We start from the raw sequence: 21,781 nt of genomic DNA, 5'->3' as shown, positions 1-21,781 counted from the left end.
TTATTTTATTTTTGATAAAATTATCAATCCCTTTATTTTGTTGACAACAAGCTTTTTATTACTAATAATGATAGTTATATAGCTCGCGTTTTTTATAATAGTTAGTTATATTAATTGTTTTTTCAAGCTGTTGAAAAGAGAAAAGGAATGAGAAAATGTTAGAGTTACAAACGATAAAAAAATATTATCACTTAGGCGAAATGACTACAAAAGCATTAGATGGGATTTCAGTATCTTTTCGGCGACAAGAATTTGTCGCCATTTTAGGGCCTTCAGGTTCGGGAAAAACCACGATGTTAAACGTAATTGGCGGGTTGGATAACTATGATTCTGGCGATATGATTATCGACGGGAAATCCACCAAAACTTTTAAAGAAAATGATTGGGATGCTTTTCGTAATAATTCGATTGGTTTTGTTTTCCAAAGTTATAATTTAATTAATCATCTAGGGATTATTGACAATGTTGAATTAGGCATGACTTTAAGTGGTGTTGCGAAAGAAGAAAAACGTCAAAAGGCCGAAGAGGCTCTGAGACGCGTAGGTTTAGCAGATCATATGCACAAGAAACCGAATCAACTTTCTGGTGGGCAAATGCAACGGGTAGCAATCGCACGAGCTTTAGCCAATGACCCGGATATTTTGCTATGTGATGAACCAACTGGCGCATTAGATACAGAAACCAGCGTTCAAATTATGAACTTGATTCAAGAATTATCACTAGAAAAATTAGTCATCATGGTGACCCATAATCCTAATTTAGCCCATCAATATGCAGACCGTATCATTGAATTTTCAGACGGACAAATTTTAAACGATTCTCATCCTCATAAAAAAGTTGAAGAGGGTCATCAGTTTGTTTTAAAGAGAACTAAAATGCGTTTTACAACAGCATTGAAGCTTTCTTTTCATAATTTAAAAACGAAGAAAGGTCGCACATTTCTGACAGCTTTTGCTTCTAGTATCGGGATAATAAGCATTGGAATTGTATTATCGCTTGCCAGTGGTTTTCAGGTGCAAATTAATCGCACCCAAACAGAAACTTTGGCGAAATTCCCAATCACAATTTCAAAAACGGTGACTGATCAAAGTGACAATAGTCAACAAGCACTGGGGAGTGAAAAAGGAGATTTTTCAAAACGCAAGCAAATTACTGCAAAAATCAGTGAACAAGATCGGGTGCAACATACAAACAAAATTGATCAAAACTATCTTGATTACATTAAAAATATCGATCCAAAACTAAGTAATAATATTGGGTACACTAGAATGGTAGAAATGAATTTATTAGGCAATCTAAATGATTCTGTGGAACCAGTTAGTTTTTCAACAACTATTAACGATGAACAAAATACCAATAGTATGGATTTAGATGGTTTTATTTCTAATATGACTGGTGTCGGCGTATCTACTTTTCCAACTCAATTAACTAAAAATACTGGAGATAATTTTTTAAAAGATAATTACCAATTATTAAGTGGAAATTATCCGAAAGCGACGACGGATGTTGTTTTAATAGTCGATGCGAATAACAATACGAATCTGAATTCATTGAAAAATATAGGTTTTGAAATTGTTGAAGATCAAGCACTAGATTTCAATCAAATTGTAGGAACAACTTTTAAACTCATTCATAATAATGACTACTATACGCAAACCGCAGCAGGTAATTTTGTTCCTAATAATGATTATGAAGCACTATATGATAACCCGAACAATCGTACAGTGACAATTTCAGGTATTTTAAGAGTTAAACCAAATGCCGTGATGAATTTATTAGCGCCGGGGATTGCATATAGTAACGAATTAACTACAGAAATTGTAAATGAAAGTCAGCACTCAGCCATCGTTGAAGCACAAAAAAATAGTGAGAGTAGTGTTATTAGCAATCAACCTTTAACGGATGAACAAAAAAAGACGATGATAACACAACTCGGTGGGGATAGTTTACCAGCAAATATTATGGTTTATCCTAACAACTACCAAGACAAAGAAGAAATTTTAAATTATTTAGATGCTTATAACACTGGTAAATCTAAAGAAGATAAAATTCTTTATACTGATTTGGCGGGTACGATGACTGAATTAACAGGTGGCTTAATGAAAGCAATCACTTATGTGTTAATCGCTTTTGCTGGTATTTCTTTGGTTACTAGTATGATTATGATTGGAATTATAACCTATACGTCGGTAATTGAACGAACGAAAGAAATCGGAGTTTTGAAAGCTTTGGGAGCTCGTAAAAAAGATATTACTCGTGTTTTTGACGCAGAAACTTGTATCTTAGGTCTTAGTTCTGGTATTTTAGGGGTTTTATTTGCTTGGGGGGCAACTGTGCCGGTAAATATTTTACTCTATAATTTAACTGATTTGAAAGATGTAGCCCAATTAAATCCAATTCATGCCGTCATTTTAATTGTAGTATCGACTATTTTAACTATGTTAGGCGGTCACATTCCAGCTAGACTGGCTGCAAAAAAAGATGCGGCGATTGCGTTGCGAGCAGAATGAAGAAAAAAGGAAATCCAAGTCGGATTTCCTTTTTTTAATCATCTTGTTCGGTGGTTAAAACATCACCAGATTCTGCATTAATTTTTACTTCATTTTCCATCTGACCTTCTTTAAGTTTGACTTCCCAAAAAACAACGCCATCGTCTTTATCTAATTTAATTTCATCAACAGTTCCACTTACGGCATTACTGGCAATGCTAGCTGCTTCGTCAGCGGTAATGATATTTGAAACATCAATAGCATCTTGTTGACGATCTAAATCATTTTGTTCATCCCGATCAACCTGCTCTGTTTGTTGTGAGATAATTTCTTTTGAAGTTGCATCAAAACGAATTTCAAATTCTTCAGTATTATTTCGACCAGATACTTGATAAATCGGTTTGCCCAGACTCATTTCTAATTCGATTTGAGTAATGTCACTGTCAGGATAATTTTCATTATACAGGTCAATCGCTTCTTGTGTTGTCATAGGTAAATTTGACAGTGGGGTATTTCCTTGACTATCGGTGCTACTAGTATTATCGCCAGAGCTAGCAACTGTACTACTTGACGGGCTGGCTGGTGTCGCATTGTCATTATTATTTTGATTCGAACAAGCAACGAAAAATAAACTGCTTAAAGCAATCAAAAATACGGGTGTTTTTTTCATAAAATCCCTCCTTTGTCATATTTTAACAAATTAACCACTATTTAACATGAAAATAAATCGTTTTTATCATTTAGTCTTTTCACTAGCAGAAAAATAAGAATAAAGGTATAGTTAACTTAAATAGAAAAAGGGGGCAAAAATATTGGAAACATATCAATTACGAGATGGTTTAATTATTCCAAAAGTTGGCTTTGGCACTTACAAATTAAATGGTTTAGGTGGGGTCAACACAATGGTGCAAGCTTTAAGTAATGGCTATCGTTTATTAGACTCTGCTTTTAATTATGAAAATGAAGGTGCAGTCGGTGAAGCAATTCGTCGTTCAGAAGTACCCCGCAGCGAAATTATTGCCACTTCAAAATTACCAGGGCGTCATCAAACCCATGTTGCGGCTATTCAGACCATTCAAGAATCACTTTTGCGGGCTGGATTAGATTACTATGATTTATACTTAATTCATTGGCCAAATCCACTGGAAGATCATTATGTGGAAGCTTGGCAAGCTTTGATTGAAGCACAAAAATTTGGTTTGATTCGCTCGATTGGTGTTTGTAACTTTTTACCAGAGCATCTAGATCGTTTAGAAAAAGAAACTGGTGTGTTACCTGTAATTAATCAAGTGGAATTACATCCCCATTTTAATCAGGCCGAACAACGGGCTTATAATCAGTCCAAAGGTATATTAACGCAAGACTGGAGTCCTTTAGGAAGGGCTAGTGAAATTTTAAATAATCCGATTATTAGCGAGATTGCAGAAAAATATGCTAAAAATGTTGGTCAAGTTATTTTACGCTGGGAAGTACAATTAGGTACAGCACCAATTCCTAAAGCATCGTCAAAAGTTCGTCAGTTAGGAAATATTGATATTTTTGATTTTGCATTGACTGAAGCAGAAATGGAAAAAATTAATCAATTAAGTAAGCCAGACGGGCGCTTAAAGAATCAAGATCCAAGTACCTATCAAGAATTTTAAAAGAAAAAGGTGCGTCCAAAATGAATCGACCTCCAAAAATTAGATCAGAATCTACTTTTTAGAGGTCGTTACAATATGGGCGTATCTTTTTTAAGTAAAAATAAGATTAAGCATTGAAATTAAGAAAAATAGTAAAACAATGACAGCACAGACTATCAAATGTCGGCGTTTGTTCATTAAAATAATCGCAGCAAATTCTCGTAAAAAAGCATTTGGTAAATAGTATTTTGCCGTTTTGGCTCCAATACCATCAGCTTTTAGACCAACTTGATCAGCAAACATCGCACCTCTAAAAATATGAAAATTATTTGAAGTAAAAATTACTTGGTAACCAGCAGGGGTCAGACGATCCATCAATTTTTTACTAAATAGCATATTTTCGTACGTATTAGTGGAGGTCGCTTCCAATAAAATATCCTCTGATGGTATACCTTGCTCTACTGCATAGTTTTTCATTGCTTCGGCTTCTGAGATTTTTTCATCACTGCCTTTCCCACCTGACATTAGTAAAACGGGCGTGCGTTTTGCTTTTGCAAATTGTTGATGGTAAAAAGCAATGCCCCGATTGATACGACTCGCCAAAATAGGAGAAACTTTTTCACCATCAATTAGGCCGGCACCCAAAACAATCAGATAATCTTGATTGAATTTTGGCTGATTTAATTGATAGATAAGTGAAATAAGCAAAAAGTTCCAGAAAATTAAAAAGAAATAGACCAGAATTGTGCTGGGAATTGATAACAGAATTAAGGCCCACTGGGGTAAAATTTCTGGTCCGATTTGCTGAATAACCAACCAAGCAATTAAAGCAACGGCTAAAATTAAAGTCAGTAAATTAGCAATCGAATGAGATTCTTTTTTTAAAACAATGTAGCTATTGCCAATCAGAAAAATAATTAGTGCATAAAGACCAAAAAGTAGAACGAATAAAAATATAAGTCCTAAGATTCCTAACAGACCAATCGTAATATAAGATTGGCCTAAAAAGCTAATGGCGACTAGATAAGTGGCAAAAACCACTAAAAATAAAGTGAACAACCAGCCGTTTCGCAAGCGAGGTTTATCTCGCTGATAAAAATAATAAAACAAACCAAAAAACAAAACTGGGATAATCAAATAAAAACTGTGATTTAAGATTTCTACTAAGATTAAATACAATAAGAAATAAGCACCGCTAAAAAGCCATAAAGATTTTCTGCTTTTGTCTTTTTTTCTCAGCCAAATAAAATAACAAATTAATAAGATCAGATAAATACTGCCAATCGTAATTTCACCAATAACTCCCATAACATCACCTCAAATTTAGTATAACAAAAACTAGCGAAACTGTGAAAGCCGGACAATCGATTGGCTTTTTAAAAATAGAATGGGTAGAATATTTGTGAGGAGGGATGATCGTGACAAAAATAAAAGGAGTAGACAAAGTAGTCTTACCAGAAATAACCGTACTAGGTAAAGAAGGTATTGGTCTAAGTAGCGCAGCAACTTCTTGGGTAGCGCCTCTATGGGATGAAATGAATCAGCATTTTGATGAAGTTATTCCATTTATAGATGCTACAGAAATTGAAAACTTACATTTATGGGGTTTAATGAGTGACCAACAAAATTGGTTGGCGCCTTGGGGAGAAACTGGTCGTTATTTGGCCGGCGTACAAGTGAAGCCAGGGACAATTGCACCAGAAGGTTGGAGTGTTTGGGTATTGCCCGCACAAACATATTTAACCCTAAAGACCGATGGAGAAAAAATTGATCGAGCAACAGAGATTATGCTGGAGCAAGTGCTACCTTTAGAAAAAGTAACTTTAGCAGGAGCAGTTCAAGAACATTATTTACCAAATTTCGCAGAAGGCGAAGTGGCCTTGTATTTTCCAGTTCAATAAAAAAAGACTTTAGATACCAGAAGAAACATTCTGAGGTCTAAAGTCTTTTTGCTATTTAAAAAAAGCCAGAATCTTGTTCCAAGTTAAAATAAAAATGTTCTCTTTGGCAACCGCTTGAGTAGTTAGAATCTCAGCAGTTGGCGTTTCTGGTTCAACTAAGTAACCTAAAGTATCTTGGGCCAAACTAATTTCAGCTGTCCCGATTGTTTCATCTTTACTAACTGGTGCAGTTAAAGATTGGTTTGTTAGTTTTTCATTATCGTAATTCATATTAATTGTTAAATCATTGATATCCATATCATTGCGTACCCAAAGTTGGACTTGACCGCTCAATGTTAAATTAACTTCTTTAGCTTTGCCGTCAATCACATTAAGGGAATTTTCTGGTAAACTCATTTGGCTCGTATCAATTGTTTCAATTCGCCAATTATCAAGAGCATAGTTCATTAATTTAGCTGTTTCAACAAAACGAGCAGAGGAATCATTTTCTTCATTGGTAGCATTTAAGATGACCGTAATCACACGACGACCATCACGAGTAATGGTGCCAGCAAAACAAGCGCCTGCCAAATCAGTTGTACCGGTTTTTAAGCCATCGACACCTTCCATATAATGATCTTGTCCCGGCAACAATTCATTCCAAGTTTCGATTGCAGTAGGGGTAGAAGTGTTGGCACCAAAAGTCATTTCGGTGATGCTAGTAGTTTGTAAAACTTCAGGATAATCAGTCACTAATTTTTGAGCGACGATTGCCACATCTCGTGCAGACATTAAGTTTTCATCATCATCGGCGGTTCCAGGATAACGATTATCGCCAGAAAAAGATACTGGTAAGCCAGAAGCTGTAACAATTTTTGCATCGGTGATGCCCCAAGTCGTTAATCGTTCCCGCATCTGATTGACAAATTGTGGTTCATTGCCGCTAATTAATTCAGCTAAGGCAACGGCGCATGCATTGCCAGATTCTATCAACATCCCATCGAATAAATCCTTTACTGTATACGTATCGGTCGTATTTAATGGCACATTGGAAAGACCAGCTACTGTACTTAAATTAGCAGCGTAGGTTGAGATAGGTACAGGTGTTTCCCAAGTGATTTGATTATTTTTAACTGCTTCTAAAACCAAGTAAGCTGATAAAATTTTTGTAACTGAAGCAATTCCCAAGGGTGTGTCACCATTTTGGTTAAAGAGAATTTTGCCTGATTCAGCATCAATTGCGTAACCTGCATTGGCTTCGACAGAGAAATCATCGGCGTGAGCAGGTGTCGCAAAAATAAATGAAAACGCTAAAACAATAGGCAGTAAAGCCAATATTTTTTTCTTGATAGACATGCTTGACTCCTTTTTCAAATAAAAATAATAGATTGTTTTGAAAATTAAGTTTGACTTATTATTAAGCAAGGTATCATTTGAATAAGTTTAATAATAAAGAAAGCAAACAGTAATTTTTCATGAATTATCCAAGTCTACCAAAAATTATTCGTGACGACAAGGAAAAATCAGCTTCCTGTTTTATTCTAACGGAAGCTGATTATTAAATATAGCAGATTATCAAATTCTTAAAGCCTTGTTCTAGAAGCCTCGACCGCCACCACCAAAAGTACCGCCGCCGCTCGAATTTGTGGTGCTGCCACCTCCGCCACCAAAACCGCCACTGTTGTTTTTCGGTTTAGGAATAATTCGAGTTGTCACAAAAGAATTCACTAAAGTATCGCTTTTTTCAGTTAAATCCAATTGGGCATTTTGCCGATATTGATAACGAAAATTGCCACTCTTTAGCTGGTAACGAAGTCTTACGAAAATAAAAAAGGCAATACCAGCTATTGCGGCCACCACCAAACTGATGATGGCTTCTAGCGGTGTAATTGATTTGTAATAGGTAATTTTTCCAGTTTTTTCATCAATCCGATAACTGCCCCGAGGTACGCCATCAGAAACAAATTTAGCTGATTTTGTTAAAAAGGCATTGCCGGCATTGTAGTAGTCACTGTCTTGCAAATTTGTTTGGACGTCATCTAAAATATCATCCACACGTTTGTCGGTTAAATAATCAATCATATTACCAGAGGTAGTTAGATAAACTTCTCGTTGATTCATATCAATTAATAAAAGTGCGCCATTATTGTCTTTTCCGACGCGCTGCATCAAATTTTGATTGGCAAATTTTCGCGGTTCTTCTTCATTTGTATCGGTGGTTAAAATAAAGACTCTCCCTTTGATCTGCTGATCCAATTCGTCTGCTTTTTGGCTTAATTCTTGAATTTCTGAATCATTAAATAATCCGGCCTGATCGGTGATCGTATCACCAGCAGCGAAAACTTTCGTAGGAAGTAAAACACAGAAAAATAATAGAAGTAAGAAATATTTTTTCATATGAAATACCCCACAATCATTAAAATGGCTGCCACAAGCGCAAAAATTCCAGCTGAAGTTAGTCCTAGTTTCGAATAACTAATTGGTAATATACCATTGGTTTTTCCAGTCTGACCATTCATGGCATAGTAATAAACTTTACCATTTTTATCGTGATAAGTAACCAACCAGACCGGCAAGAGCATATAGTGATTGTTTTGTTCATCAATTGCAATGCTACTACTTTTTTTATTAAAGGTGGTGTAACTAGTAATGGTATCACGCATTAGATTATCGGTATATTCATTTAATTCTCGGGAGACATCAGCTGATAAATCTTGCATTTCGATGTCCCGTTTTTCGGCTTGAAAACCTGACAAATATTCGGTTTTAAAATTGACAGCATTATTAATAGGAAAAGGTTGCACTTGATTAACCATTTTTTGCTGGATATTTTTACTCAAAGCATTTTTGACTAAATCATTGATTTTTGCCTTTCCTTTGCGGTAAACATCGTAAATTTTTGTCTCGGTATATTCCAAATCGCCAACAATCCAAACGCGAACCGCGGTTCCTTTACCGTGATATTCTCCCTGTGTTTTTGCATCTACTACCCAGTAAGGAAAATAAACACCGGTCATTTTTTCAATTTGCTGGGTATCATAGAAATCTTTAGGAATAAATTTTTTCTTTTTCACCCAAGCTAAAAAGTCAGCTTCAGCTTTCTTGCGATCAATCTTAAAAGGTAAAACCTTATTGGGAAGAAATTCTCCAATTAGGCGCCCTTGCAAAACAACTGGATTATGACAGAAATAGCAATAAGTTGCAGCCGTGGTTGCGTCTGTAACAATTTGGGCACCACAACTAGGGCACAAAAAGAGTTCATTTTCACTCGTTTCTTCAATATTTTTTTCTACGATGCTAGCTTCATCTTCCGCATCAACGGCTTCGATTGTAAAAATACTTAAGCAATAATCACAATGAAATTTTTGATCATCGGGATTAAAAGTTAAAGGTCCGCCACAATTGGGACAATGATGGGTAATTGTATCATTCATAAATTGCCTCCTAATCTAGCGGAATGCCTTTGAATGGTTTGCCGCAATGGGGACAGAATTTGGGTACACCATTAGATAGATCAACGATTTCCCCGCATTCGCTACATTTCATTTCAATTTTATTGACCGTTGCTTGTGGTTTTGGTTTGCCACAATTACTACAAAATTTTCCAGTATTTTCGGTTCCACATTTTGGACAGGTCCAAGAGTCAGCTTTTGCTTGTTCTTGCGCCATTTGTTTTTGGTTATTATCACTGGCTTGACCCATAAAATTACCACCAGCATTCATACCCATTCCAACACCGAAGAATCCTTGTCCGGCGCCGCCAGGATTTTTGCCAGCTTCTTCGATTCCGTGAGCTACAGCTCCTTGAACGTAACCTTCACGAATGCTTGGATCGCCTAACATCGCTCCTTGATTACGCATATTAATTAATTTAGTTGAATCATCAGTGTAAGAAATACTCGCTACGGCAACCGAAACAATCTCAATTCCTCGTAAACTTCTCCAAGATTCGTCTAACACATCGGCCATATATTTACTTAGTTCCATGCTTTTTGATGGCACATAAGAAATTCTTTCACCTGCTTGTGACATTTGGTTGATGGCTGTCTGTAAAGCTGTTAAAAATTCTTGCAAATATTGTTCATTGATATCGTTTAAATCAACTTGTGATAAATTCCGTGGGATACCATTGGCAAAGAACAATAAAGGATCAGTCACTTGAACAGAATACGTACCATGTGCTCGCAAAAATAATTCAGCATTATAAAAGTTATCGAAATAATTTAAAGGCGTTGGCGTACCAAATCTAATGCCTTTAATTTCTTGCAGATTAATATAAAAAACTTGTTGTGATTGTGGTGTCACGCCACCGAATTTAAAACGATCAAAAGTTTCTTTGACAGCGTCTTTTAATTGGCCGTTGAACATAGAAGGGGCTAATTCATTATTGATTGTGTAATAGCCTTCTTCAGCGGTGTAATCAATAATTTTTCCGCCATCCACTAAAAGCATCATCATATTAGGATAAACATGAACAACGGAGCCGTCAGTTAAAACATCGCGGGTGGCTTTTTTATTAGCACCACGTTTGTCATTTTTTCTAACTGCTACACCTTTAGTCATGACCGTCGTTGCGCCCATATTATCTGGTTCGATGATTTCTAGCCATTGATCAGCTAAGCCGCCACCGATTGAACTTGTTGCTGCTTTAATTAGACCCATTAAAATCCCTCCGTAAAAACTTTTTTTTCATTATACCATGGAAAGAATTTTTTTAAGAATCCGTCGCAAGTCTTATTTAAAATGAGATTAATTTTTTTTCGGCTTTAAGGCAACAACTATCTTTTTTGACAATATTTTCGTATAATAATAGATAGTGATTTTTTACAAGGAGGAGTACAAATGGCGTATCAAGCACTGTATCGGGTCTGGCGTTCTCAACGTTTTGATGATTTGGTAGGACAAGAGGCAATTACTAGAACTTTAAAAAATGCGATTGCTCAACACAAAACATCTCACGCCTATTTGTTTACGGGACCGAGAGGAACTGGTAAAACAAGTGCGGCGAAAATTTTCGCTAAAGCAATTAACTGTCCTAACAGTGTTGATGGTGAACCTTGTAATCATTGTGAGATGTGCCAAGCTATTACTGAAGGCCGTCAAGAAGATGTGATTGAAATCGACGCCGCTAGTAATAATGGTGTCGAAGAGATTCGTTTTATTCGTGATCGGGCCAACTATGCCCCCACCACGGCTGCTTATAAAGTTTATATTATTGATGAAGTGCATATGCTTTCAACCGGTGCCTTCAATGCTTTGTTAAAAACGCTAGAAGAACCGAAAGAACATGTCATTTTTATTTTAGCCACGACAGAACCCCACAAGATTCCGGCGACAATTATTTCTCGTACGCAACGATTTGATTTTAAACGAATCGATACCCAAGTCATCATTAAGCGCTTGGCTTTTATTTTAGATGAAAGTCAAATTTCTTATGAAGAAGCCGCTTTGCCAGTCATAGCTAGAGCTGCAGAAGGCGGAATGCGAGATGCTTTAAGTATTTTGGATCAGGCTATTTCCTTTAGTAATGAAACCATTACATTATCAGATGCCTTGGCGGTAACGGGAAGTTTAACCACCGAAATGATGGATGAATATATTGGGGCTTGTTTAGCGGAAGATGTGTCTGGAGCGTTGTCGGCTTTAGAAAATATTTTGGCAGAAGGTAAAGAAGCCCGGCGCTTAACCGAAGATTTATTACTTTATTGCCGTGATTTATTAATGTATCAACAGGCACCTGAACTATTAGACGAAACCAAACAATTAACCGATGCCTTTAAGGATTTAGCTGAGAATACGGTGTCTGTCCGACTTTATCAAATGATAAAAATCCTCAGTGAAACACAAAATGAAATTCGTTTTACCAATCATGCCAATGTCTATTTAGAAGTGGCAACTGTAAAACTAGCAACTGCTGAGAAGAATCAATCAGCATATATTGAAGGCGAAAAAGAGAGTGGGCCGTCAGTAAGTAGTCAAGAACTAACGGCATTAAAAACAGAAGTACAGCAATTAAAAAATGAGTTACAGCAGTTAAGGAATCAAGGAGTAGCTCAGGCTCCACCAACAGAAGAAAAAACTGTTAATAAAAAAGTGAGCAGTAATTATCGCTTACCAACTGAAAAAGTCTATCAAGTCTTAAGTGAAGCCACTAAGAATGACTTACAACAAGTCAGAGGGGTGTGGGAAGATCTATTGATGGCTCTGCCAGTTACTCAAAGAGCAATTTTAAAAGCTAGTGAAATTCAAGCGGCGGGACCAAATTTAGTCTTGTTGGCTTTTGATTATGAAATTTTATGTCAGCGGGCAGAAGCAGATAGTGAGCTTCAGTTGAATTTACAAAATAGCTTAAGTATGATGGTGAAAGATTACACACCGGATTTTGTGTATATTCCAAAGGAAAATTGGCCGCGATTGCGCCAAGCTTATTTAAGTCAGCATCAAGATGAACCGCAGGAAAACACTGACGAAATACCTGAAGAAATTTCTTTACCAGTGGAAGAAGAAAATGCGGTTGTAAAGCAAGCCAAAAGTTTATTTGGTAATTTAGTAACTATTAAAGAAGATTAAGGAGTAGATAATATGCGCGGAATGGGAAACATGCAAGGTATGATGAAACAAATGCAAAAGATGCAAAAAGATATGACAAAAGCTCAAGATGAGTTGAATGCGTCAATTTTTACTGGTTCTTCAACTAATGATTTAGTAAAGGTGACCTTCACTGGTGATAAAAAGATGCAAGGCATTGAAATTAATCCTGAACTAATTGATCCAGAAGATCCAGAAATGTTGCAAGACATGCTAGTTTTAGCAGTCAATGATGCCATGAGTAAAATTAACCAAGTAACTGAAAGCACAATGGGTAAATATACTAAAGGATTACCAGGCTTTTAAAGTAAATGCTGGTAGTTGTTAATTTGATACCAAAGGAGAAATGAATGCAATATCCTGAACCAATTGCTAAATTAATTGAAAGTTATATGAAGTTGCCGGGGATCGGGCAAAAAACGGCGACTCGTTTAGCTTTTTTTACGATTGATATGAAAGATGAAAGTGTAAATGAGTTTGCGCGTTCGCTGATTTCAGTAAAGCGAGATTTACATTTTTGTAGTATTTGCGGCAATATCACGGAAGATGATCCTTGTGAAATTTGTAGTGATACGACACGAGATCGCAGTACAATTTTAGTAGTAGAAGAACCAAAAGATGTGATGGCTTTAGAAAAAGTCAGAGATTATCATGGATTGTATCATGTTTTACATGGCGTATTGTCACCAATGGAAGGTACTGGACCAGAAGATATCAATATCGCTCCGTTGATTAAACGGCTACATGATGATGAAGTGAAAGAAGTAATAATTGCGACTAACGCAACAACTGAAGGCGAAGCAACAGCGATGTATCTTTCTCGCTTAATAAAGCCAGCTGGAATTAAGGTTACTCGCTTAGCCCATGGTTTATCAGTTGGTAGTGATATTGAATATGCAGATGAAATTACTTTATTAAAAGCAGTTGAAGGGCGTCGTGAACTGTAAATTTTCATTTCATAGCGTTTTTGTGTAGAATTGAAAGTATATTAAGTGGAGGATAAGATATTGAAAGGTTTATTTATTACAATCGAAGGTCCAGATGGTGCTGGCAAAACAAGTGTTGTAGAATATTTGTATCCGCGTTTGCGTCAGATCGCTGCAACAGATATCATGAAAACAAGAGAACCTGGTGGGATTCCCATCGCTGAAAAAATTCGACAAGTTATTTTAGATCCGCAAAATGATCGAATGGATGATCGGACAGAAGCGTTGCTTTATGCAGCTGCTAGACGTCAGCATTTAGTTGAAAAAGTTTGGCCGGCATTAGAAAGTGGTAAAATTGTTTTATGTGATCGTTTTGTTGATAGCTCGTTGGCTTATCAAGGGGCAGGGCGTCGTATTGGCGTTGAACCAGTGGCAGACATTAACCAATTTGCAACTGAAGGAACTATTCCAGATGTGACTTTGTATTTGGATGTTGATTCTGATACCGGTTTGCAAAGAATTATGGCGTCACGACGCAATCAAATTGACCGTCTAGATTCTGAAGGACTACAATTCCATCAGCGAGTTCGTCATGAGTACTTGAAACTCTATGAGGCAAATCCTGAACGAATCATCAAAATTGATGCCAAACAACGACTGGAAGATGTAGTAGAAGACTGTTTTGAAGTCTTAGTTTCCCGTTATCCCCAATATTTTCAATAATAGAGAGGAGTTAGATTATGAAATTAATCTTAGCAATTATCCAAGACAAAGATTCTAATCGTTTAGCTAATGAGTTCATTGACGCTAACATTCGTGCAACAAAATTATCATCCACAGGTGGTTTTTTAAAGGCAGGCAATTCTACTTTTATTATTGGGATTGAAGATGAACGTGTAGAGGAAACACTGCAACTGATTCAAGAAACCTCTAAGGCAAGAACACAATATGTGACAACACCGGTAACTTTGGATATTTCTTTGGACGGACAAGTACCGTATCCAGTAGAAGTTGAAGTTGGTGGCGCAACTGTTTTTGTATTACCAGTCGAAAGCTTCTTCCAATATTAAGATGAACGAAAAAGATACATTAAGAAATTTGCAACCGATTGTGTTTAGACAATTACAAAACAGTTTTGAGCATGGGCGTTTGGCCCATGCTTACCTTTTTGAAGGGGATAGCGGCACCGGTAAAGAAATGATGGCCCTGTGGTTTATCAAACATTTGTTTTGTCTAGATTTAAAGGATAATCAACCTTGTGAAAAATGTAATAATTGCTTGCGAATCAGTCAAAAGGAACACCCAGATGTGATTGAGGTACTACCAGAAGGGCAACTAATCAAAGTTGACCAGATTCGTGAATTGCAAAAAGAACTAGCTAAAAGTGGTTTCGAATCAAATAAAAAGGTTGTCTTGATTCATCAAGCAGAAAAGATGAACGTCAATTCAGCCAATAGTTTATTGAAATTTTTAGAGGAACCACCAAAAGATTTTATGATCATTTTAATGACTAGTGCATTAGGAAAGATCTTACCGACGATTCAATCTCGCAGTCAGATTATTCATTTTCAAGGTTTAGCCAAAAAACATTTAATCCAGCAACTACAAACACAAGAAAATTTTTCTGTTGAAAGTGCTAGTTTGTTAGTGGATTTGACGAATAGTTATCAAAAAGCAGTTGAATTATCAAATGATGAATGGTTTAATGAGGCTAAAGAGACGGTTATACAATGGTTCCGATATCTTGAAAAAGACGATCCTCAAGGCTTTGTTTATGTGCAAAAAAAATTAGTCAAAATTTTTAAAGAAAAAAACCAGCAACGTTTAGCTTTTGAAATGTTAGGTTATTTTTCTAAAAGTCAACGCAATCAAGTGTTGAATGATGATAGAGCGATGACTGAAAAGTACAATCGGTTATTAGCTGAAAGTTTGAAAGCCATTCAAAAATTAGAAGCCAACGTCGCTTTTCAAAGTATTGCCGAACAAATAACCCTCCACGTAATATTCAAATAGAAAAGTAGGTGGACCAATGGTTGAAGTAGTGGGTGTTCGTTTTAGAGAAGCCGGACACATCTATTATTATGCTCCTGGCAAAAATACATTTCATTATAACGATAAAGTTTTGGTTGAGTCACAACAAGCGCAACAAATTGCCACCGTGGCACTTCCTAAAGTTGAAATGGCAAAGGAAGATTTATCAGAGGATTTAAAAACTGTTTTACATAAAGCGAGTGAAAAAGAATTACACAAATTAGCGCAAAATCAAAAAGATACTAAAGCTGCTTTTAAAATAGCTAAAGAAAAAATTCGTGAACATGAGTTGGAAATGAAATTAACCAATGTCGAATACACATTTGACCGCAGTAAAATGGTTTTTTATTTTACTGCAGATGGACGGATTGATTTTCGTGAATTGGTGAAAGATTTAGCAGCTGTGTTTCGTACTCGGATTGAGTTGCGTCAAATTGGTGTTCGTGATGAAGCTAAGATTTTAGGGGGGATTGGACCTTGTGGCCGGCAATTATGTTGTTCAACATTCCTAGGTGACTTTATTCCTGTCTCGATTAAAATGGCAAAGGATCAAGGTCTATCATTAAATCCAGCTAAAATTTCTGGTTTGTGTGGTCGTTTGATGTGCTGCTTAAAATATGAAAATGATGAATACGAACAAGCGAAAAAAGAAATGCCCGATTATGGCAAAGAAGTCATTACACCAGAAGGTAAAGGACGTGTAGTTGGTCTGAATCTATTGAGTCGGATTGTAAAAGTTCGTTTAGTAGGTCGTGAAACACCGCTAGAATATGATGTTTCTGAACTTGTTAAAGCAGGTGACAAAGATCATGGATAGACGTAGTCTTTATGATGGTTTGAATCAATTAGAATTCAAGATGGAAGAAAATCTTGAACAGTTGACAACAATGAAAGAAACTTTATTGGAATTAGTCGAAAAAAATACCACCTTGGAAATTGAAAACCAACGATTACGAGAGCGTATTTTAGAGATGAATCAAAAAGCGCATCCTCAAACCACAGATGAAAAACAAGGATTATCCCAATCAAAAATGAATTTGGAAAAAATATATGAAGATGGTTTTCATGTCTGCAATTTATTATATGGTTCCAGAAGAGAAGATGATGAACCTTGTGCTTTTTGTTTAGATGTCATTTATAGTGAAAGTAAACCAAGTAAATAAGTAAGCAGACGGGATTGAGTAATCGCTCAATTCCGTTTTTAATTGAGAGGATTGATAATGATGAAAATCCAAAAAAGCTTTTCTAAAGAACCAAAGGGGATTCTTTATTTAGTACCTACACCAATTGGTAATTTAGCTGATATGACTTTTCGCGGCGTGGAAACTTTAAAAGAAGTTGATTTAATTGCTAGTGAAGATACTCGAAATACCCAAAAATTACTAAATCATTTTGAAATTAAAGTACCACAAAAAAGTTTACACGAGCATAATTATAAAGAACGTATTCCAGAAATAATTGCATTGTTAGAGCAAGGCAAAAAAATTGCACAGGTTTCAGATGCTGGAATGCCTTCAATTAGTGATCCCGGTCATGAGCTAGTGGAGGCTTGTATTGCGGCAGATCTAACAGTGGTTTCATTGCCGGGAGCGACGGCGGGTATGACAGCTTTAATTGCTTCTGGATTATTGCCACAACCTTTTTATTTTCATGGATTTTTACCACGAAAAAAAAATATTCAGAAAGAAACGTTAACTACGTTAAATGATCAAACAGCGACGCTGATTTTTTATGAGTCACCCTATCGCTTAAAGGCGACCTTAACGAATATATTAGAAGTTTTTGGTGATCGCCAAGTTGTGGTTTGTCGTGAATTGACTAAATTATTTGAAGAATACTTACGTGGAAGTGCAAGTGAAATTATCACTTATTTGACTGAGCATCAGCTTAAAGGGGAAATTTGTCTAATGATTGCTGGTAATAATCAAGTAGACGAAGAATTACCCGTTTTTGAAGGTAGTCTAAAAGAACAAGTCGAAAAAATTATTCAGACGGGTGAAACAAGTAAAGAGGCTATTAAGTTAGTTGCTAAGCAACAAAATTTGAAAAAACAAGATGTTTATAAAGCTTATCATGAAGGCTAAAAAAGGACGGAGAATACACTCTGTCCTTTTTATGTAAAAAAACCTCACATGAATAGTGACGAAATTAGAAGTTTATGAAAATAAACGTAAAAATATACTGCAAATTCTCATTTTTAATGTTAGGATATGTTACATAATAAAAAATGGGAGTGGTTATATGGCAGCAAATATTGCATTTATTTTAATTTGTTCGGGGTTGGTATTTTTAATGACTCCAGCATTGGCGTTTTTCTATGGTGGTCTAGAAAGAAGAAAAAATATTTTAAACACAATGATGATGGTAATTTGTGTAATGGGTTTGGCTTCAATTGTTTGGATTGCAGTCGGCTATTCATTATCATTTAGTGGATCAGGTTCATTTATCGGAAACCTCGATAAAGTCTTTTTAAATGGAGTGTCAATGACAGAAGGAGACGGGATTCCTGATGGATTGTTCGCTTTCTTCCAAATGATGTTTGCTTTAATTACCACTGGTATCTTAACAGGTTCGGTAGCAGGACGCATGAGATTTTCAGCAATTTTCTTATTCATCGCCATCTGGTTAGTTGTTGTTTATGCACCGTTGGCTCATATGGTTTGGGGCGGAGGCTTCTTAGACCAGATTGGTTCAATTGACTTTGCTGGTGGGAACGTTGTTCATATTAGTTCAGGGATTTCTGGTTTGGTTCTAGCAGTTGTTTTAGGACGTCGTCGCGAATACCACTTAGCAGAATATCGTCCTCATAATGTACCGTTTGTAGTATTAGGTGCAGGTCTATTGTGGTTTGGTTGGTTTGGTTTTAATGCCGGTTCAGCTTTAGCGGCTGATGGTTTAGCTATTCACGCTGGGTTAGTAACAAATACTGCAGCAGCTGCAGCGATGCTTTCTTGGATGCTTATTGAGAAAGTTTTAAATGGTAAACCGACAGTTGTAGGTGCATGTACAGGTGCTGTGGTTGGTTTAGTTGCAATTACTCCCGGGGCTGGTTTTGTCTCACTATGGTCTAGTATATTGATTGGTCTTTTAGTAAGTCCTTTCTGCTATTTCTTTATTGCAGTGATTAAACAACGTCTAGGATTTGATGATGCATTGGATGCTTTTGGTTGTCATGGTATCGGAGGGATTTTTGGTGGTATTGTTACGGGTATTTTTGCAGATCCAAGTGTTGGTGGCCGTACAGGTTTGATTTATGGTGGTGTAGATTTATTTGTTGCTCAACTTGAATCAATTATTTTCACGTTATTTTTTGCCGGAGCAGCAAGCTTTATTATTATTTCAATTATTAAATTATTCATGCCAATTCGTGTAACAGATCAGGAAGAAGCACTTGGTTTAGATTTAGGAGAACATGAAGAAAGTGCCTACCCAACGTTTATGGGATTAGATTCTTAGGAGGAAAGTAGCATGAAAAAAGTTGAAGCGATTATTCGGCAGGAAAAATTAGAAGAAATTAAAGCAGCAATCGATAAAGATTTTGAGGTAAATGGTATGACAGTTTCACAAGTTTTAGGAATTGGTTTGCAAAAAGGACAAACAACTCATGTGCGGGGTAAAGAAATTGTAACGAGTTTATTGCCTAAAGTGACTGTGAGCTTTGTTCTGGCAGATGAGGATGTCAATCACGTGATTGATTTGATTTTAAATATTTGTCAGTCAGAAGATTTTGGTACTGGTAAAATATTTGTTTACCCAATTGAAGAAGCTATTCGAATTCGAACAGGAGAACGAGGAGAAGCAGCTATTTCATAAACGAAAAACGTCAAAGACCGAAAGGTTTTTGACGTTTTTTTATTGAAGCAAGTCTTTTTTTATTTTCTCGAATTCAGCTGGGCTTAAAATACCTGCGTCCAATAGTTCTTTCATTTTGATTAATTGTTCCGCAATAGTTAAGGAGGTATCTTTTGGTTGTTCGTCAGCTGAAGGATTTTTGAAAGCATCTGTTAAGGCGATTAAAATAGCTTGTGACTCACCTTCAGTTAAAACAATCGGAATGGTGTCTTCTGAAGTAAGTACCATCAGATAGTCTAAACTGTGTTCTTTCATTAAGCGAAACTCTTGCAGGTTACTTCGAGTGATAACACGGAAAGTTTCTCCCAGCATCTTTTTTTGTCCCATAATGAAGCGCTGATTTGTTAAAGCGTAGGCATAAAAACCATCATTACGAGTGGCAGATTGACGGTTGTGCATTCCTAAGAAGCAAACAAGTACGGTTTCATCATTTCTCAAGTTTTTAGTTAATACTTCAAAATGTTTTAGGGAAAAACTAGGATCGGTACCTCCAAAAAAATGCTGTTGGTTGCAATATTGGTACATCTCTTGGGCAGTTTTCATCGTATTGCTCCTTTTAAAACGAAATAATTTTATCAAGTATAGCACAAAAAAACCACCATAGCCGTCACTATGGTGGAAATGAAGGTTGTTATTTACTCTTGGTAGGAGTAAGTATGAAAAAACCAATTCGGGATAATTGGTATAATCTTATAATAAAGGAAACGCTTTATTTTTTCATGAATAATTTTTATTTTTATGCTAAGAAATCTATGAGAAAGCGATGATTAACTTTTTTTCTAGTCGTTTCTTTTTGTTTTTAACAAAAAAGTCTTTGTGTTACACTTATTAAGTAGATTTTAAAATAGGAGGGGTTTTATGTCATCTATCAGTAAAAATTTGCTTTCTCAATTAACTTCAGAAGAAGCAGTCGGACCGTTCGTCACATTTATGTTGAATACCCATGTGTCTCATCAAGAAGTTGAGAAAGATCAGTTGATGTTGAAAAATTTTGCAAAAGAAGCGAAAAAACGTTTTGAGAAACGCTATCCTGATGAAAAATTTGCACCATTCCAAGAAAAAATCGATCGTTTATTAACTGACTTATCTTTCTGGCGTTCTCCAACAGCCAGTGTTGCCATCATCTTAACAAAAGATGAAACTTATATTCACCGCTTAAGTATCGAAGTCGATGATCAATATTATGTGGCCGACTTACCTTATTTATTAGCGATTATTAAAAATGCACAATTTAATTATAACTATTTGTTATTGGCTTTAAATCGCGATTCAATGAAGCTATATCAAATGAAGAATAAACAATTAAGTGAAGTAACCTTACCTGAAGAAGCACCAACTGACGCAACTAAAGCATTAGGTGACGAGCTTGCTGATAAAAGCCGAGTAAATACTTCTGGCGCTGGCTCAGCAGATGGTTTAAGCTTCCATGGAATGAGTCCTAAAGATGAAGAAGTTGAGGTTGATTGGTTGAATTATTACCAAGCAGTTGATAATTTCTTACGAGGCTTAGCTAACCCGGAACAACTACCATTGTATTTATTTGCCTTACCAGAAAATCAAAGCCAATTTAAAAAAGTGGCAAAAATTAATTACTATTCTGATAAAGCAGCAATTTCAGCATCACCAGCTAATTTGAGTATCAAGGATATTGAATTAGGCGCTTTAAAATTATCTGATGAATTGGCCGAACTGGAAACAACTAGCTATCAAAAACTAACTGATAAAAAATTCAACGATCAATTAGTTGATATTGATCTAGCAGCAAAAGATGCTCGTATTTCTCACCTATTCATTGCTACCAGTAATTTAATACCTGGCTTTGGTGATGACCCAGATACCGAATATGATCGTCGTCAAGTATTGAATCAAATTGCAGAACTTGTTATTTCAGGTGGTGGGCAAGTCTTTGTATTGGATCAAAAAGCGATCCCAGATGAAAAGAGTTTATTAGCGATTTTACGTTATTAATTGTCTTCATTATCAATTGGTAAAGAAATATGAGGAATCTTACTTCCTTCTTTAGTTTGGTTATTGATTGTGGTATACTATTAACCGTAGTTGTTGTCGGCTAATCATTGGCAAGTGTTTTTTGAAACATCTTCCTATTTTTATCGTTCAAGAATTACAAAAAATATTTAAAAACAGGAGATGTTTTTTACATGGAACACGGTACAGTAAAATGGTTTAACGCAGAAAAAGGTTATGGCTTTATCACAGCAGAAAACGGCAGCGACTTATTCGTTCACTTTTCAGCTATCCAAGGCGACGGCTTCAAAACTTTAGAAGAAGGCCAAGCAGTAACATTTGACGTAGAAGAAGGTCAACGTGGCCCTCAAGCTACAAATGTTGAAAAAGCTTAATTAAACAATTTCTGCCAGGTGCAATTTTTGCAT

At 36.1% G+C, this 21,781-nt stretch carries 23 protein-coding genes; 16 read left to right on the top strand and 7 right to left on the bottom strand.

Features of this window, described 5'->3' with window-relative positions; translation table 11 throughout:
• Positions 1 to 155: 155 nt before the first annotated feature.
• Positions 156 to 2,510 (top strand): ABC transporter ATP-binding protein/permease, encoded by a 2,355-nt coding sequence (locus ID741_RS00935; protein WP_438718772.1) that lies wholly within the window; start codon positions 156 to 158, stop codon positions 2,508 to 2,510.
• Positions 2,511 to 2,544: 34 nt separating this feature from the next.
• Here ID741_RS00935 and ID741_RS00930 read toward each other — a convergent pair whose 3' ends face one another.
• On the bottom strand, positions 2,545 to 3,159 hold the full coding sequence (locus tag ID741_RS00930; RefSeq protein WP_438718770.1) for a PepSY domain-containing protein: 615 nt from the start codon (positions 3,157 to 3,159) through the stop codon (positions 2,545 to 2,547).
• 142 nt (positions 3,160 to 3,301) lie between these two features.
• Between ID741_RS00930 and ID741_RS00925 the strand changes: the two genes are divergently transcribed.
• On the top strand, positions 3,302 to 4,132 hold the full coding sequence (locus ID741_RS00925; protein ID WP_438718769.1) for an aldo/keto reductase: 831 nt from the start codon (positions 3,302 to 3,304) through the stop codon (positions 4,130 to 4,132).
• 90 nt (positions 4,133 to 4,222) lie between these two features.
• Here the strand turns inward: ID741_RS00925 and ID741_RS00920 are convergent, their stop codons facing one another.
• Entirely contained in the window at positions 4,223 to 5,419 is a 1,197-nt protein-coding gene (locus ID741_RS00920) for a YdcF family protein (protein WP_438718768.1), read from the bottom strand.
• 110 nt (positions 5,420 to 5,529) lie between these two features.
• On the opposite strand from ID741_RS00920, the gene ID741_RS00915 reads away from it, so the two are divergent.
• Positions 5,530 to 6,012 carry a GyrI-like domain-containing protein gene (locus tag ID741_RS00915; protein ID WP_343214698.1) on the top strand — a complete coding sequence of 161 codons (483 nt, stop codon included), beginning with the start codon at positions 5,530 to 5,532 and terminating at the stop codon, positions 6,010 to 6,012.
• A gap of 51 nt (positions 6,013 to 6,063) precedes the next feature.
• Here ID741_RS00915 and ID741_RS00910 read toward each other — a convergent pair whose 3' ends face one another.
• From ID741_RS00910 to ID741_RS00895, 4 genes are all read right to left on the bottom strand, one after another.
• On the bottom strand, positions 6,064 to 7,347 hold the full coding sequence (locus ID741_RS00910; RefSeq protein WP_438718766.1) for a serine hydrolase: 1,284 nt from the start codon (positions 7,345 to 7,347) through the stop codon (positions 6,064 to 6,066).
• 240 nt (positions 7,348 to 7,587) lie between these two features.
• Positions 7,588 to 8,388 (bottom strand): TPM domain-containing protein, encoded by an 801-nt coding sequence (locus tag ID741_RS00905; protein ID WP_438718765.1) that lies wholly within the window; start codon positions 8,386 to 8,388, stop codon positions 7,588 to 7,590.
• A complete protein-coding gene (locus tag ID741_RS00900) occupies positions 8,385 to 9,425 on the bottom strand; it encodes a TFIIB-type zinc ribbon-containing protein (RefSeq protein WP_438718764.1) in 1,041 nt (346 codons plus the stop codon). The genes ID741_RS00905 and ID741_RS00900 overlap by 4 nt, the downstream gene beginning before the upstream one ends.
• A gap of 10 nt (positions 9,426 to 9,435) precedes the next feature.
• Complete coding sequence (locus ID741_RS00895) at positions 9,436 to 10,653, bottom strand: SPFH domain-containing protein (protein WP_438718763.1); 1,218 nt, start codon at positions 10,651 to 10,653, stop codon at positions 9,436 to 9,438.
• A 180-nt stretch (positions 10,654 to 10,833) separates the two neighbouring features.
• Here ID741_RS00895 and dnaX point away from each other — a divergent pair, with 180 nt between their 5' ends.
• The 11 genes from dnaX (at position 10,834) to ID741_RS00840 (ending at position 19,349) form a co-directional block, all read left to right on the top strand.
• A complete protein-coding gene (gene dnaX, locus ID741_RS00890) occupies positions 10,834 to 12,561 on the top strand; it encodes a DNA polymerase III subunit gamma/tau (protein ID WP_438718762.1) in 1,728 nt (575 codons plus the stop codon).
• A gap of 12 nt (positions 12,562 to 12,573) precedes the next feature.
• Complete coding sequence (locus ID741_RS00885) at positions 12,574 to 12,885, top strand: YbaB/EbfC family nucleoid-associated protein (RefSeq protein WP_218324352.1); 312 nt, start codon at positions 12,574 to 12,576, stop codon at positions 12,883 to 12,885.
• A 44-nt stretch (positions 12,886 to 12,929) separates the two neighbouring features.
• Positions 12,930 to 13,526 carry a recombination mediator RecR gene (recR, locus tag ID741_RS00880; protein ID WP_218324353.1) on the top strand — a complete coding sequence of 199 codons (597 nt, stop codon included), beginning with the start codon at positions 12,930 to 12,932 and terminating at the stop codon, positions 13,524 to 13,526.
• Positions 13,527 to 13,586: 60 nt separating this feature from the next.
• Positions 13,587 to 14,228 carry a dTMP kinase gene (tmk, locus tag ID741_RS00875; RefSeq protein ID WP_218324354.1) on the top strand — a complete coding sequence of 214 codons (642 nt, stop codon included), beginning with the start codon at positions 13,587 to 13,589 and terminating at the stop codon, positions 14,226 to 14,228.
• 17 nt (positions 14,229 to 14,245) lie between these two features.
• Entirely contained in the window at positions 14,246 to 14,575 is a 330-nt protein-coding gene (locus ID741_RS00870; protein WP_218324355.1) for a cyclic-di-AMP receptor, read from the top strand.
• Position 14,576: 1 nt separating this feature from the next.
• Positions 14,577 to 15,518, top strand: a complete 942-nt coding sequence (holB, locus tag ID741_RS00865; RefSeq protein WP_438720431.1) for a DNA polymerase III subunit delta' — start codon at positions 14,577 to 14,579, stop codon at positions 15,516 to 15,518.
• Positions 15,519 to 15,534: 16 nt separating this feature from the next.
• Complete coding sequence (locus ID741_RS00860; RefSeq protein ID WP_438718761.1) at positions 15,535 to 16,353, top strand: PSP1 domain-containing protein; 819 nt, start codon at positions 15,535 to 15,537, stop codon at positions 16,351 to 16,353.
• Entirely contained in the window at positions 16,346 to 16,699 is a 354-nt protein-coding gene (locus tag ID741_RS00855) for a DNA replication initiation control protein YabA (protein WP_218324357.1), read from the top strand. The genes ID741_RS00860 and ID741_RS00855 overlap by 8 nt, the downstream gene beginning before the upstream one ends.
• A 60-nt stretch (positions 16,700 to 16,759) precedes the next feature.
• Positions 16,760 to 17,620 carry a 16S rRNA (cytidine(1402)-2'-O)-methyltransferase gene (rsmI, locus tag ID741_RS00850; protein WP_438720430.1) on the top strand — a complete coding sequence of 287 codons (861 nt, stop codon included), beginning with the start codon at positions 16,760 to 16,762 and terminating at the stop codon, positions 17,618 to 17,620.
• A gap of 157 nt (positions 17,621 to 17,777) precedes the next feature.
• Positions 17,778 to 18,992 carry an ammonium transporter gene (locus tag ID741_RS00845; RefSeq protein ID WP_438718760.1) on the top strand — a complete coding sequence of 405 codons (1,215 nt, stop codon included), beginning with the start codon at positions 17,778 to 17,780 and terminating at the stop codon, positions 18,990 to 18,992.
• 12 nt (positions 18,993 to 19,004) lie between these two features.
• Positions 19,005 to 19,349: a P-II family nitrogen regulator gene (locus tag ID741_RS00840; RefSeq protein WP_218324359.1), complete on the top strand. Its 345-nt coding sequence runs from the start codon at positions 19,005 to 19,007 to the stop codon at positions 19,347 to 19,349.
• A gap of 39 nt (positions 19,350 to 19,388) precedes the next feature.
• On the opposite strand, the gene ID741_RS00835 is transcribed toward ID741_RS00840, so the two are convergent.
• Positions 19,389 to 19,931: an SHOCT domain-containing protein gene (locus ID741_RS00835; protein ID WP_438718759.1), complete on the bottom strand. Its 543-nt coding sequence runs from the start codon at positions 19,929 to 19,931 to the stop codon at positions 19,389 to 19,391.
• 315 nt (positions 19,932 to 20,246) lie between these two features.
• Between ID741_RS00835 and ID741_RS00830 the strand changes: the two genes are divergently transcribed.
• Both ID741_RS00830 and ID741_RS00825 read left to right on the top strand, forming a co-directional pair.
• Positions 20,247 to 21,356, top strand: a complete 1,110-nt coding sequence (locus tag ID741_RS00830) for a baeRF6 domain-containing protein (RefSeq protein ID WP_218324361.1) — start codon at positions 20,247 to 20,249, stop codon at positions 21,354 to 21,356.
• A 191-nt stretch (positions 21,357 to 21,547) separates the two neighbouring features.
• The gene (locus tag ID741_RS00825; protein ID WP_218324362.1) at positions 21,548 to 21,748 is read left to right on the top strand and encodes a cold-shock protein; all 201 of its coding nucleotides are present in this window, start codon (positions 21,548 to 21,550) and stop codon (positions 21,746 to 21,748) included.
• Positions 21,749 to 21,781 lie beyond the last annotated feature (33 nt).

It is taken from the genome of Enterococcus sp. AZ103 (assembly GCF_051714685.1).
In the GTDB taxonomy this organism is placed as follows: Bacteria; Bacillota; Bacilli; order Lactobacillales; family Enterococcaceae; genus Enterococcus_A; species Enterococcus_A alishanensis.
Note: the sequence above shows the minus strand (reverse complement) of the source record. Positions and strands in the feature narration are given on the sequence as shown.